This window comes from Dermatophilus congolensis (genome assembly GCF_900187045.1).
GTDB classification, from domain to species: Bacteria; Actinomycetota; Actinomycetes; order Actinomycetales; family Dermatophilaceae; genus Dermatophilus; species Dermatophilus congolensis.
On the sequence record NZ_LT906453.1, the window covers coordinates 1,328,040 to 1,342,147 of the forward strand.

Sequence of the window (14,108 nt, forward strand, 5' to 3'; positions counted from 1 at the left end):
CGGGTGGGGCGTCCGCACGTCTTCGTCGATGATTAGTCGTGGTGGGGTGGTTAGGGCACCATTCTTGGTGTGATGCTCTGGAAAAAAATCGATTCTCGTGCTGCCTATGGGGCTGCACGGCTGATGCCAGGTGTTCTTGTGTTGCTTATTGGCTCGGTCGTGTTTGTCTTGGATCAGTGGTCGAAGTCTGTGGCTTTGCGCACGTTGGCGGAGGGGCCAGTCGCCGTTATTGGGGATTGGGTTCGTTTTCGTTTGGTTTTTAATCCGGGTGCTGCGTTTTCTGTGGGCGAATCTATTACTCCCGTGTTCACGGTTTTTCAGGCTGTGGTTGGACTGGGAGTGTTCGTGGCTGCCTGGCGTTTGAGGTCTATGTGGTGGGCTGTGACGTTAGGGCTTGTGTTTGGCGGTGCGACTGGAAATCTTTTCGATCGGTTGTGGCGGCCACCTTCGTTTAGTTATGGGCATGTCGTTGATTTCATCTCGGTCGGGTCGTTTCCAGTTTTTAACGTTGCGGATTCGGCAATCACTGTGGCTGCCGTAATGATTTTTGTGGCAGCTGTGGCTGGGTGGGAGGCGTTTTCGGTGGCGGCACCTCAGGAGGGGGATATGAAGTTTGGTGAGGCGATGAGTGGGCAGGAACGCGAATGAGTGAAGTGAGACGGTTGCCGGTCCCGGAGGGGCTTAGCGGCGAGCGTGTGGATGCTGTGTTGGCCAGGCTGTTTGGTTTGTCGCGTTCCAAGGGCAGCAAATTGATTGAAGCTGGCGATGTGCTCGTTGATGATGTGGTGGTTTCGAAGGGGGACAGGGTTTCAGCGGGCGCAATTTTGGAAGTGTCTTTGCCGGGGCCAGAGTTGCCTTCTGGTTTAGAGGTTAAGGCTGAGCCTGTTCCGGGTATGCGTATCGTGCATGATGATTCGGACATCGTGGTGGTCGATAAGCCAGTAGGTGTGGCTGCGCATCCCAGTGTGGGGTGGTCTGGTCCGACTGTTGTTGGTGGGTTGCGTGCAGCTGGTTATCGGATCTCTACTTCGGGGGCCCCTGAGCGCCAGGGCATTGTGTCGCGTCTTGATGTAGGGACGAGCGGCTTGATGGTTGTTGCGAAGAGTGAACATGCCTATTCGGTACTCAAGCAGGCTTTCCGTGACCGCACTGTTGACAAGACTTATCACGCTGTTGTGCAAGGGCTGCCGGATCCGATTGTCGGTACTATCGATGCTCCGATCGGAAGGCATCCTGGGCATGATTTCAAGTTTGCTGTTATGCGTTCTGGTAAGCCGAGTGTGACGCATTATGAAGTGCTTGAGGCTTTTCGTGAGGCTTCTCTCATTGAGGTTCATCTAGAGACTGGTCGTACACACCAAATTCGTGTGCATTTTGCAGCGACAGGGCGTCCGTGTGTGGGGGATCCCTTGTATGGAGCTGATCCGAAGCTGGCAGCTCGTCTAGGTTTGATACGCCAATGGCTGCATGCAATGAAACTTGGTTTTATCCATCCGGATTCTGGGCGATACGTGGAATTCACCAGCTCTTATCCTGCGGATCTTGCCGATGCAGTAGATCTTTTGCGTGCAGGATGAGCTGCTAGCTTCCGCACACGTACGCCTCCTGGGTAACTGTCGAGGACTGCTTCGAGGTAGCGTCAGGGTTTAGTTGTACGTGCACCTGCTTGTGTGAGGTGCACGGCGGCGTCCCCTTAAGCAACCTTGAAGAAAGTGATCGAGCAATGACTGCAGATCGCGTGGTCTTGATGGCACCGATGACTGGTGCTGTTGTGCCCTTGGAGGAGGTCCCCGACCCAGTCTTCGCGAAGAGGATGGTCGGGGATGGTTTCTCCATCTATCCGATGAGTTCGGAGCTGTGTGCGCCTGTAGATGGTGAGGTGATTGATCTTCATCCTTCTAAGCATGCGGTGACTATTCGGACAGGTGAAGGTCTCGAGGTGCTGATGCACATCGGACTTGAGACCGTGCGTCTTGATGGAGAGGGTTTCGAAGCCCTGGTCGAGACTGGACAGGTTGTTCGAGTTGGTGAACCGTTGGTGCGCTTCGATTTGGCAGTCGTCTCTGAGAAAGCAACTAGCACCTTGACCGAGGTGGTTATCACCAATGGCGAGTTGGTCAGTGGTGTTGAGGTCGTTGGTGGATTGGTGACTGTCGGGGAGGATGCTGTCGCTCGAGTCACGCTTGTGCCTGGGGCGCAGCTCTCTGCTCAGGTGGAATCTGCCTTTGAGGGTGATTTTGTTGTTTCCGAAGAGCTGATCATTCCGAATCCAACGGGTATGCACGCGCGTCCGGCTGCCACTTTGGTGACGTTGGCTAAAGAGCTTGGTGGCGAGTCTGAGCTGCGCTATGCAGGAAAATCTGCAAATGCGACGAGTATCACTAGTGTGCTAGCGCTTGGATTGACTCGGGGTTCTGCTGTGCAGGTGGCTGCGCGCGGCGATAACGCGCAGAAGACGGTGGAGCGTTTGGCTGCGGCAATTCTCAGCGGTCTTGGCGACGAAATTGGCCCGGATATAGGTTCTAGTGCCGCTGTGGCTGTAAGTGACTCTTCTGTCGACTCTTGGTCGGGGCCACGGTCAGGGGATCCGAACCTGCTTCTTGGTGTTGCGGCCTCAACAGGATTGGCGATTGGGCATGTTCGGCAGTTGCATGTTGATATTGCTGACTTTGCCGAAGATGCATCTGATCCTGCTGAAGAGTTGCGAGTGCTAGATGCGGCCATTGAGCGGGCGCGTCAGCAGATTGTGGCATTGAGCGAGCGCGTTGCTAGCGACGATGAGAAAGCAGCGATTTTCGCTGCGCATAGTGAGATCATCGCTGACCCCGAGTTGCGGACGGGCGCTGTTGCACAGATTAATGCCGGTAGAAGTGCACCATTTGCTTGGCAGCAGTCGTTTATGGCGCAGGCGGCACAGTTGGCTGCGCTACGTGATGAGGTTTTGTCTGGGCGGGCGACAGATATTCGTGATGTTGGTCGGCGAGTGCTTGCTGAGCTGACAGGCAATGCCGGCGAGGTGATGGAGTTCGAGGAGGGAACCATCCTTGTTGCTGAGGATCTCACTCCCTCTGACACTGCAGCCCTTGATCGCAGCAAGGTTGTTGGGTTTGCTACTACCGCTGGTGGAGCCTCGAGCCACGTAGCGATTATTGCCCGCAGCATGGGGATCCCTGCGGTGGCTGGTATTGAGCGCGCAGCGTTGGAAGTGCCTGATGGAACGCGGGTTATTCTCGATGGTGCAGCTGGCACCTTGCGTATGGGAGCCGATGATGCCGAGATCGCGCGTATTGAAGAACGTCAGGCAGCATTAGCTGCTAAGCACGAGGCAGACCTATCTCACGCGCATGAGAGTGCGGTGACGACGGATGGATACTCCATCGAGGTTGTAGCCAACATTGGCAACGTTGAGGATGCACGTTCGGCGATGAAATATGGCGCCGAGGGTGTTGGCTTGTTGCGGAGTGAGTTTATCTTCTTGGGGCGTTCGTCTGCTCCAAGTGAAGATGAGCAGACGAGTATTTATCGCGAGATCTCACGTTCGCTGCATCCAGGGCAACCGTTGGTGATTCGCACGCTTGATGTGGGTGGGGATAAGCCATTGCCCTATCTACCTATTGAGCGTGAAGAAAACCCCTTCCTCGGTGTTCGGGGAGTGCGTGTGGGATTGGAGCGCCCGGAGGTGTTGCGCACCCAGGCCAGGGCGATTCTTCGCGCCGCAGATGGTGGCACGAATTTGCAGGTCATGTTCCCGATGATCGCTACTCTTGAAGAATTCCGTGCCGCGAAAGCGATCTTTGATGCTGAGGCTGCTTCCCTTGGTGTAGCGCGTGTGCCGTTGGGAATCATGGTTGAGGTTCCTTCTGTGGCTGTGATGGCTTCACAATTCGCAAAAGAAGTCGATTTCTTTAGTGTCGGCACCAATGATTTGACGAGTTACACGCTTGCGATGGATCGCGGGCACCCTAAGCTGGCCAGTCAGGTGGATCCGTGCAATCCGGCGGTTCTACAACTGATTGGTCGAGCAGCGAAAGCTGCACATTCTGAAGGAAAGTGGCTGGGAGTTTGCGGCGGAATAGCTTCTGATCCTCAAGCCGTTCCTTTCCTTATTGGGCTTGGCGTGGATGAGCTTTCGTGCTCTATTCCTGCCATCCCGGAGATTAAAGCCGCAGTACGTGCGGTTTCATTTGAAGACTGTCGTGTGCTGGCCGACAAAGCCCTTGAAGCTAGCACTGCGACTGAGGTGAGAGCCCTCAATCCCCTTGATGGTCAGTCCACGTCGGCCTGACCCGGAAAAATCAGGAAGTCAAAATGGCAAATAATGAAGCGAGCGAGATTCTCGCTGGCGTTGGTGGGGCAAACAATGTCGTAAGCCTCACACACTGTGCCACCCGCTTGCGGTTTCAGCTGGTGGACAGCTCCAAGGTAGACGCGGCTGCCTTGGAACAACTCCCCGTGGTTATGGGGGCCGTGCCGCAATCCGGTGATCGGTACCAGGTAGTTATTGGCGGTCACGTCGATAGCGTCTATAACCACATCATGGCCTTGCCAGGCATGGCTGAGGGTGGTAGCGGAAAGAAATCTTTCGAGGACGAGATGGCAGCGACCAAGGCTGCAGCTCGGGCTGGGGGAATTCGGGGGAAGTCCGCAGCAATTGACTCCTTCTTCGAGTTCCTCTCTGACAGCTTCAGGCCGATTATTGGCGCGTTGCTCGGTGCTTCGTTGTTCATCACGTTCATGTCGTTGATGGCGACTTTGCAAGTTATTGGCAACTGGGCTGATCCGCGGGTGCAACTTGACGGTGGATGGCCGTTCATTAACTTGATGTGGCAGGGTGTCTTCACCTTCTTGCCCTTGATGATCGCCTACAACGCTTCTAAAAAGCTGGGTGCGGATCCGTGGGTCGGATTCGGCATCATGGCTGTGTTGATGTTGCCAGCCTTCTCTGAAGGCCTCGGCAAGATGGCCGGCACCGCAACTGTGTTCGGGTCTGAGGTGAAGATCTTCTCTGTCTTTGGTTTGCCGTTGACGATCTTTAACTACGGCAGCTCAGTGTTCCCACCTCTTCTTATGGCTGCGGTTCTTGGCCCCTTGTACAAGGGGTTGAAGAAGATCATTCCGACGAGCTTGCATCTGATCTTCGTCCCATTCATAGCCATGCTCATTATGATCCCGCTTACTGCGTTCCTGATTGGTCCTATCGGGGTTTATGCAGGCGCGGCTATTGGGCAGGTCCTTAAGTCCATTAATGACTTCAACGCACTGATTTTTGCGATTGTCATTCCTTTGGCCTACCCGTTCATGGTGCCGTTGGGTCTGCACTGGCCTATCAATGCAATCATGCTGCTCAACATTCAGACCCTTGGGTATGACTTCATCCAAGGTCCAATGGGTGCATGGAACTTCGCCTGCTTTGGTGCAACGGCTGGTGTTTTGTTCTTGGCGGTTAAGAACAAAGAGGTTCAGATGCGCCAGACCGCTACGGGGGCTTTGGCTGCGGGTCTGCTAGGTGGTATTTCTGAGCCGAGCCTTTATGGAATTCACTTGCGTTACAAGCGCATCTATCCTCGAATGCTCATCGGGTGTGGTCTAGGCGGTTTGGTCGTCGGCCTTGGTGGTGGTTTGCAAACGAAGGCATTCGTCTTCACCTCACTGCTCACTATCCCTGCGTTTGACAATGTGCTTCTGTACACCATTGCCATTGCTGTCGCTTTCTTCACAGCAATGATTTTGGTCATTGTCGCGGACTACATGACTCCTGAAGAGCGTGCAGCTCAGCGCGCGGCACTTGCTACTGCTGAAGATGGAGTCGTCGCTACGGAGGAGGAGAAGCCAGCCGTTGCCGAGGTGATTGTTGGTGACCGGAAGAACATTCCTTCTCCGCTTCAGGGCGTTGTTAAGCCGCTCTCTTCTGTTTCTGATGATGCTTTCGCTATCGGCGCTGTTGGCCCTGGTGTGGCAATCGAAGTAACTGGCACAGAGGTCTTTGCGCCTGCTGATGGCACAGTGAGCTTCATTGCTCAGGGCGGGCAGGCTGTGGGAGTTCAGCTCGAGAATGGTGTTGAGCTTCTCGTGCACATCGGAACAGGGACTGCCTCTCTTGGCGGTCGAGGCTTCGAGGCCCACGTGAAGCGTGGAGACAAGGTCTCTGCTGGTCATAAACTAGTTACCTTCGATCCCGCTGTCATCCGTGAGGCGGGGCACCCGCTGCTTTCGCCAGTGGTTGTTTCTAACCGCAACGAGTTCTCGCTCGTGGAGGGCGTTGCCAGTGGTGAGGTCAAGGTCGGCGATGAGCTGATCGTGGCTGTTGCTCAGGTGATGACTGAACCAGCTGGTGCATGAGTTTGAAGGTTTAACGCGCTAGTTGTAGGGCTGTGTCAGGAGGTTTCTGGCACAGCCCTTCTGCGTTGTATAGCTATTTTGCTGTGGAACTGTGCAGCAAGGCCTGTATGCGCGAAGACGCACGCAGTGGTCCGTCGACCATGAGGGTAAGGCGTTCTAGAGTGGGATCACCATGTCGATGCACGCACCCGAAACCGCCGCCGCGCCTGTTGTGCAGGATGCTGAGCCCCAGTCACCGTCAGAAACTTCTAGCGTTAGTTCAGCGCCGTCAACTGAATTGAAGTTGACGAAACATAATGATTCTTTCGTGCATCTGCACAATCACACCGAGTATTCAATGCTTGATGGTGCTGCAAAGATTGATGATCTGTTTGCGGCAGCTAAAAAGATGGGTATGCCTGCTGTTGCTACAACAGACCATGGGTATATTTTCGGTGCTTATGAGTTTTGGAAAAAAGCAAAAAAACATGATGTGCGTCCCGTTATTGGGATCGAAGCATATGTAACGCCGGGAACTAAGCGCGCTGATAAAACACGTGTGAAGTTTGGTCCGGGCGGTCGTGACGATGTTTCAGGTTCAGGTGCCTACACCCATATGACTATGTGGGCGCCTACGAACGATTCTTTGCTTAATTTGTTTCGCATGTGCTCAATTGCCTCCATCGAGGGGCACTATTTCAAGCCGCGTATGGACCGGGATCTTCTGGAACAGTACGGCAAGGGGATTATTGCAACTACCGGCTGTCCTTCTGGGGAAGTTCAGACGAGGTTGCGTCTAGGGCAGTACGAGGAAGCAAAACAGGCTGCTAGTGACTTTCGAGATATTTTTGGTCCGGAAAACTATTTTTGTGAGTTAATGGACCATGGTCTAGACATTGAGCGACGTGTTCAGCGTGATCTTCTGCGACTGGCAAGAGAACTGAAGTTGCCGTTAGTTGCCACAAATGATCTGCACTACACGCATGCTGAAGATGCAAAAGCGCATGCTGCTCTTTTGTGCGTTCAATCTGGATCTACGCTTATGGATCCAAATCGCTTTAAGTTTGATGCTGATGAATTTTATCTAAAGTCTCCAGCACAGATGAGGCACTTGTGGCGTGAATTTCCAGAAGCTTGTGATAACACTTTGGCTATTGCGGAAAGGTGCGAGGTTTCTTTCACGGAGGGGGAAGGGCGTTTTATGCCCAAGTATCCCTGTCCTCCAGGTGAAGACGAGACTAGTTGGTTTATTAAAGAGGTGGAAACGGGGCTGCGAGAGCGCTTCCCAGATGGTGTTCCTGAGTATGCGCGCAAGCAAGCAGAATATGAAGAGGAAGTCATTATCGGAAAAGGTTACGCTGGATATTTTCTTGTCGTAGCTGACTATATTAAGTGGGCAAAGAATAACGGGATTCGCGTAGGGCCTGGGCGCGGTTCTGGCGCAGGATCTATGTGCGCGTATGCGATGAAAATCACGGATCTGGACCCGTATGAGCATGGGCTTATCTTCGAGCGTTTTTTGAATCCTGAGCGCAAGTCGATGCCTGACTTCGATGTTGACTTCGATGACCGCCGTCGCCCTGAGGTTATTAAGTATGTAACCGAGAAGTATGGGACAGAACGAGTGGCAATGATCGTGACGTATGGAACGATCAAAGCCAAGCAGGCAGTTAAAGATGCTGGTCGCGTTATGGGATTTCCCTTTGCATTAGGGGAAAAGCTTACGAAGGCTATGCCACCTGACATTATGGGAAAGGGTGTACCTCTGTCTGGGTTGTATGACCCCGAACATAAGAGGTATGCAGAAGGTCAGGATTTCCGTGAGGTAGTAGAAGCGGACCCTAATGCGCAAGAAGTTGTAGAGACAGCTAGAGGCATTGAAGGGCTTAAGCGTCAATGGGGAGTGCACGCCGCTGGCGTCATTATGTCCTCTGAGCCCCTTATCGACGTGATCCCGATCATGAAGCGGGAGCAGGACGGTCAAATCATTACTCAGTTTGATTACCCGACGTGTGAAACGTTGGGGCTGGTAAAGATGGACTTCCTCGGGCTGCGCAACCTTACGATTCTTGATGATGCACTTGAGAACGTGAAAATGAACCGCGGCGAAGAAGTTGATTTGGATGCTTTGCGGCGTGACCCAACAGATAAGGCTACTTATGATTTGTTGACTCGTGGCGATACGCTGGGAGTTTTCCAGTTTGACTCGACTGGATATCGGTCTTTGTTGCGTCTAATGCGTCCGGATAACTTTGAAGATATTTCAGCTTTGGGTGCTCTTTATCGCCCTGGCCCCATGGGCGCAAACGCGCATACTAACTATGCCCTGCGTAAAAATAAACAGCAGGAAGTTGAGTATCCTCACCCAGAGCTTGCTGAGGCTTTAGAGCCGATCCTTGGCGATACGTATGGCTTGATCATCTATCAGGAACAGGTTATGGCAATTGCTCAGCGTCTTGCCGGATACACGCTTGGTAGCGCTGATCTGCTCCGTCGGGCTATGGGTAAAAAGAAAAAAGAAGTCCTTGATGCGGAGTTCCCTGCTTTTGAGAAAGGGATGTTGGAGTCTGGGTTTTCAAAGAAATCTATTCAGACTTTGTGGGATGTTCTAGTTCCTTTCTCGAACTATGCCTTCAATAAGGCGCACTCTGCGGCATATGGCGTAGTATCTTATTGGACCGCTTACTTGAAAGCCCACTATCCTGCCGAGTATATGGCAGCTTTGTTGACGAGTGTTCGTGAAAATAAAGACAAGTCGGCTCTTTATTTGAATGAATGCCGACATATGGGAATTAAAGTTCTCCCTCCAGATGTGAATGCTTCTGTTGAGAAATTTGCTGCTGTCGGTGAAGATATTAGGTTCGGGTTATCTGCGATTCGCAACGTCGGTGGGCCTGTGGTGGAGGGGATTATTAAGTCCAGAGAAGAGAAAGGGGAGTTTACGTCTTTTAGTGACTTCTTAGGAAAAGTGCCCTCAGTTGTTTGCAATAAGCGTACGGTTGAATCGCTGATTAAATCTGGTGCTTTTGATTCGATGGGAAATGCTCGCTCTGGCCTTGTGTCTGTCCATGAGCAGTATGTAGATGCGTTAGTTGATGTCAAGCGTAAGGAAGCAGTGGGGCAGGATTCCTTGTTCGGTGCCTTCGGGGATGAGGCCGATGAGTCAGTGGGCATGATGAGCGCACTGCCTGCTATACCCGATAAAGAGTGGGATAAAAAAACACTTTTGTCTTTCGAGCGGGAAATGCTCGGTCTGTATGTTTCAGATCATCCACTATATGGGCTTGAGCATATTCTCGCAAAACATGCTGATACGTCGATTGCTTCTCTTTTGGTTGAAGAAGGCGGGAGGGGTGATGGGGCAACGGTCACAATTGCTGGTCTCATCACGAATCTTTCGCTTAAGCGTACAAAAAATGGCGACTTGTGGGCAATTGTTCAACTAGAAGACCTCGACGGTGGGATAGACTGCCTTTTCTTCCCGAAGACTTATCAAACAGTGTCAACTATGTTGGCAACTGACGTTGTTTGTGCTGTTCGTGGTCGGGTAAATCGCCGTGATGATCAAGTTTCGATTTATGCGCAGGATTTGATTATTCCGGATTTAACGGATGGTGGTGCTCGCGGTCCGGTGATGGTTTCGATTCCCCTTGCGCGTGCAACTGTGGAAATGGCAAACAAGCTGAAATCTGTTTTGAGTGAGCATCCTGGAGGCACGGAAGTTCATGTTCGTTTGACGCAGCCAGGTCGTTCGGTGGTGATGCGTCTCGATGACACATTACGTGTGGAGGCTACTCCTGCGTTGTTTGGTGATTTGAAGGCTTTGCTTGGGCCTTCTTGCCTTGGGTAGTTAAGAAGCTGCTTCGCCTCTGCTTACTTCTGGGTTTGTGTCATCCAAGACAGTGGCCACGCTGCGTGCCAATTGCCCTTGTTGAGTGACTGCTTGCCGGATATTTGTATTGGGCTGAGCAGGCCAGGGTGCAGTATTTGTTGAGGTTTTCCACCATCCTCGTGCCCGTCCTAGCGCGGGTACGAGGATGGTGGTGAAGTAGGTCCGCCAGTCGAATCCGTGGAGATCGACTGCTGTTCCTCCGTTAGTGCGGTATTCAGCGAGTAAAACGCTGGTGACGGCCGCGTTGAACGCAGTGGAACTATCGAGGTAGGGGCCGAAGGTTTCGTGATGCCGAAGCTTGGTGGCCAGGCCAGCCCGTGTTGGTTTGGGTGCGCCGAAAAGACGGTTGCGCAGTTCGTTGCCAGTTTTTCTAAGTTGCTCTGTGAATTGTTGGCGACGTGTGGTGGGGGCAGGGTCGGAGGGTTCAGTGTGTTCTTTTGGTCGACCGTGGGCTTGCAGAGCAGCGTCCAGGTGTGTGAGAAGTGCGTCTAAACGTAGTGGTGCTGTTGTGCTAGTGGATTGGTGAAGATAGCGGGCTCTTCCTGGGCGTCCTGGTAGAGAGGCAGCTGCTCGGATGATGTCAACGACAGCGTCGACAGGGACGATGTCGAAGGTGGCTGTTGCTGGCGCTGGTTTCTCTTCTATGTCGCCGTGTATGTATGCCTTGATAAGTGGCTCGAGGGCGGTGGTGCCGCGGAACCACCCGGGGTGGGGGTGTGCGGCAGCGCTGGCAAGCATGCTTGGGCGGACGATGGTGAGTTGGTGCCCTGCTCCTGCCCAGAGATCTTCGGCTACGCGTTCTCCGAGCGCTTTTGTGTAGGTGTAGGCGTCTACCCAGCCTTCGCGGCGAGCGTAGGCACGTCCTGCTTGTGGGTCGCAGGCAAGATCAGGTTTGCCAGCAATGTGGGTAATTTCTTCGCGCCAACGCAGGTCGTGACGGATGGGGCCTTCGTAGGCGAGGGCTGTACGTCCTGCCTGGGTGTACGCGGATGAGATGTGGATGACGTGCGGGGTTGACCCGGTTGCTGCGAGCGCTCGATAGAGAGATTCGGTGCTTGCGACGTTAGCTTCGATGAGTGGGCCAAGAGGGTGTTCGAGGTGTGTGTCAGCGGCTGCGTGGATAACGAGGTCGATGTTTGTTGGAAGGGGTAGGTAACGAGGTGTACGGGGGTCGATGTCGCGCAGGCTGCCTGGTAGAAGGGTGATGCGCTCACGTAGAGGTGTACGGGCTGTGCGTAGAGCGTCAAAGGCGGAGGTTCGCAGGGTGGCAAGGAGGCGTTCAGCGGCGGGCAAGTCGGCGTCGCGTACTAGGACTGAGATATGTGCGTCGCTTGTGCGGAGCCAGGATTCGAGTAGGGCGGTGCCTAGAAGTCCTGTGGCGCCGGTGATGAGCACGTGTGTGGGACGTGCTGGACCGTTGGTCACGGTGGCCTCTCTCGTGCGTGGTGGTGTTCGGTGCGTGGGGGGCAGACTTCCAGTCGTCACGTGTGGTGCTTCGCTGAACCTGTTGTGTGATGCGCATGTGGTTGGCGGGCGTGACGAGTTGCGGTGGCTTGTTGCCCCCGGGTGTTGTTGCTGTGTTCTTCCCCCAGAGTTGATCTTATCGGGTGATGGTGGGCGTGTTCATGCGGGTGTTGGGGAGGGGTCGTGGAAGGTGATGGCGGGTTTGTAGAGTTAGGGGCATGTCTGCATTGATGCCCCCTTGCCCTGTTCGTGGCGATCGTGTTCGTGTGGTGCACGGGGATGCTGTTGCTGATCCGTATGCATGGTTGGCCGATGTGGAGGATGCTCGTGTTATTGAGCATGTAGAGGCTGAGAATGCGTACGCAGAATCGGTTATGGCTGATTTGGGTCCGTTGCGTGAATCGATTGTTTCGGAAATTCGTTCGCGTACGCAGGAGACTGACATGTCGGTTCCTGTGAGTTATCGGGGTTGGTGGTATTTCTCACGGACGGTTGAGGGTGGCCAATATGGAATTGCTTGTCGTGTTCCGGATGTTGATGGTGAGCGCCCTGAGGTAGGGGTAGAGACATTGCCTGAAGAGCAGGTGTTGCTTGATGGCAATGTTGAGGCCGGGGATGCGGAGTTTTTCACTGTTGGTTCGCAGGTTGTGAGCTCTTCGGGTGAGTTGTACGCGTATTTGGTGGATTTGACGGGCGATGAGCGTTTTGATCTGCGGATTCGTCGTATTTGTGATGGCCAGGTGGTTGATGATGTGGTCCGTGGGGTGGGGTACGGGCTGGTGTGGTCTAGTGATGACCGGTTTGTGTTTTACACGCGGGTGGATGACGCGTGGCGTCCGTGTGAGGTGTGGCGTCATGAGGTGGGGTCTTCTGCTGAGAATGATGTACGTGTTTTTGTGGAAGAAGATGAGCGTTTTTGGGTGGGGATTAGCGATTCGTCGGATGAGCGTTTTCTTGTGATTTCTTCGGGGTCGAAGAATACGAGTGAGACGCATTTGCTGGAGTTGGGTGATCCGTGTGGTGATTTGAGGTGCGTTGCTCCACGTATTGAAGGTGTGGAATATGACGTGGAGCCTGCGGGGGACGTCATGTTTGTTACGCATAATGCGAACAACGCTGACTTTGAGGTGGCGTTTGCTCCGGTGGAGTCGTCTTCGCGGGAGGATTGGGTGAGGTGGTTGGAGCCTGCCAAGGATGAGCGGGTTGTTGGGGTGAGTGCGTTTGCGCGTGATGTGGTGGTGGCGGTGCGCTCAGGTGGATTTACGCAGTTGAGGGTGGTGCGCCGGTTGGGTGTTCTCGATGGTGCAGAGGCTCCGGCTGGGCAGGGGTCGTGGTTGCCTGGAGCGTGGCGGAGTGATCCGTGGCAGATTCCTACGGACGAGGTTTCGCACACGATTGGGTTGTGGTCTAACCCGGATTACGAAACATCTGAGTTGTTGTACTCCTATGAAACGCTTGTTACGCCGCCGAGTGTTGTTTCGTTGGATTTTGGGTCGCGTCAGCGGGTGACGTTGAAGACTAGGCCTGTTCTTGGTGGTTTTGATCAGGCGGATTATGTGAGTCGTTCGGTGATGGCTGTGGCGGCTGATGGTACGCAGGTGCCGATGTCGTTGGTTGCGCGAGCGGATACTCCGTTGGATGGTACGGCTCCGGGGGTTTTGTATGCCTACGGTGCGTATGAAGTGAGTTTGGATCCGTGGTTTTCTGTGCCGCGTTTGTCGTTGTTGGATCGTGGGGTGGTGTGGGCTGTTGCTCACGTGCGTGGTGGTGGTGAGTTGGGGCGTTCTTGGTATGAGCAGGGACGGCTTTGTAGCAAGGCGAATACGTTCTCTGATGTAGTGGCGTGTGCAGATGCTTTGGTTGAGGGTGGGTTTGTTGCCCCGGGGCGTTTGGCTTTGGAAGGTGGCTCTGCAGGTGGTTTGACGGTGGGGGCTGCGGTGAATTTGGCTCCGGAGAAGTTTGCTGTGGTGCATGCGGCGGTTCCGTTTGTGGATGCGCTTAATACGATTCTTGATCCGTCGTTGCCGTTGACGGTGACGGAGTGGGAAGAGTGGGGGAATCCTCTGCATGATGCGGATGTGTATTCCTACATGAAGGCGTACACCCCTTATGAAAATGTGCGGCCTGTGCGTTATCCGGCGGTGTTGGCGACGACGAGTTTGAATGACACGAGGGTTTCGTTTGCTGAGCCGGCGAAGTGGGTGGCCCGGTTGCGTGAGGTGACGACGAATGGACAGGATCGCCCGATTCTTCTTGTGACTGAGATGGTGGCAGGTCATGGGGGGCGCAGTGGTCGGTATAAGGCGTGGGAGCAGTATGCGCGTGAGGAGTCTTTTGTTTTGGCGCAGTTGGGGGCCATTGAGCGCGTAGAGCGTGTGTAGGTAGTTCCTTTCTCGGCACCCGAAAAGTGATATCTTTTATTTATCACTTTTCG

The 14,108-nt window shown here is 53.8% G+C and carries 7 protein-coding genes; 6 read left to right on the top strand and 1 reads right to left on the bottom strand.

Annotation, left to right across the window (positions count from 1 at the left end; translation table 11 throughout):
• Nucleotides 1–72 precede the first annotated feature (72 nt).
• From lspA to dnaE, 5 genes are all read left to right on the top strand, one after another.
• Nucleotides 73–648 (top strand): signal peptidase II, encoded by a 576-nt coding sequence (lspA, locus tag CKV89_RS05700; protein ID WP_095068494.1) that lies wholly within the window; start codon nucleotides 73–75, stop codon nucleotides 646–648.
• Nucleotides 645–1,577 (top strand): RluA family pseudouridine synthase, encoded by a 933-nt coding sequence (locus CKV89_RS05705; protein ID WP_028326919.1) that lies wholly within the window; start codon nucleotides 645–647, stop codon nucleotides 1,575–1,577. The genes lspA and CKV89_RS05705 overlap by 4 nt, the downstream gene beginning before the upstream one ends.
• A gap of 146 nt (nucleotides 1,578–1,723) precedes the next feature.
• Nucleotides 1,724–4,285, top strand: a complete 2,562-nt coding sequence (gene ptsP, locus CKV89_RS05710; protein ID WP_028326918.1) for a phosphoenolpyruvate--protein phosphotransferase — start codon at nucleotides 1,724–1,726, stop codon at nucleotides 4,283–4,285.
• Nucleotides 4,286–4,308: 23 nt separating this feature from the next.
• Entirely contained in the window at nucleotides 4,309–6,339 is a 2,031-nt protein-coding gene (locus tag CKV89_RS05715) for a glucose PTS transporter subunit IIA (RefSeq protein WP_028326917.1), read from the top strand.
• Between the two features lie 337 nt (nucleotides 6,340–6,676).
• Nucleotides 6,677–10,168 (top strand): DNA polymerase III subunit alpha, encoded by a 3,492-nt coding sequence (gene dnaE, locus CKV89_RS05720; RefSeq protein WP_231935484.1) that lies wholly within the window; start codon nucleotides 6,677–6,679, stop codon nucleotides 10,166–10,168.
• On the opposite strand, the gene CKV89_RS05725 is transcribed toward dnaE, so the two are convergent.
• Entirely contained in the window at nucleotides 10,169–11,635 is a 1,467-nt protein-coding gene (locus CKV89_RS05725; protein WP_028326915.1) for an SDR family oxidoreductase, read from the bottom strand.
• Nucleotides 11,636–11,892: 257 nt separating this feature from the next.
• On the opposite strand from CKV89_RS05725, the gene CKV89_RS05730 reads away from it, so the two are divergent.
• Nucleotides 11,893–14,055: a S9 family peptidase gene (locus CKV89_RS05730; protein ID WP_051277423.1), complete on the top strand. Its 2,163-nt coding sequence runs from the start codon at nucleotides 11,893–11,895 to the stop codon at nucleotides 14,053–14,055.
• Nucleotides 14,056–14,108: the final 53 nt, after the last annotated feature.

Coding starts and splice junctions, on each gene's coding strand:
- lspA (WP_095068494.1), top strand. CDS start 73: ATGCTCTGGAAAAAAATCGATTCTCGTGCTGCCTATGGGGCTGCACGG.
- CKV89_RS05705 (WP_028326919.1), top strand. CDS start 645: ATGAGTGAAGTGAGACGGTTGCCGGTCCCGGAGGGGCTTAGCGGCGAG.
- ptsP (WP_028326918.1), top strand. CDS start 1,724: ATGACTGCAGATCGCGTGGTCTTGATGGCACCGATGACTGGTGCTGTT.
- CKV89_RS05715 (WP_028326917.1), top strand. CDS start 4,309: ATGGCAAATAATGAAGCGAGCGAGATTCTCGCTGGCGTTGGTGGGGCA.
- dnaE (WP_231935484.1), top strand. CDS start 6,677: ATGCTTGATGGTGCTGCAAAGATTGATGATCTGTTTGCGGCAGCTAAA.
- CKV89_RS05730 (WP_051277423.1), top strand. CDS start 11,893: ATGTCTGCATTGATGCCCCCTTGCCCTGTTCGTGGCGATCGTGTTCGT.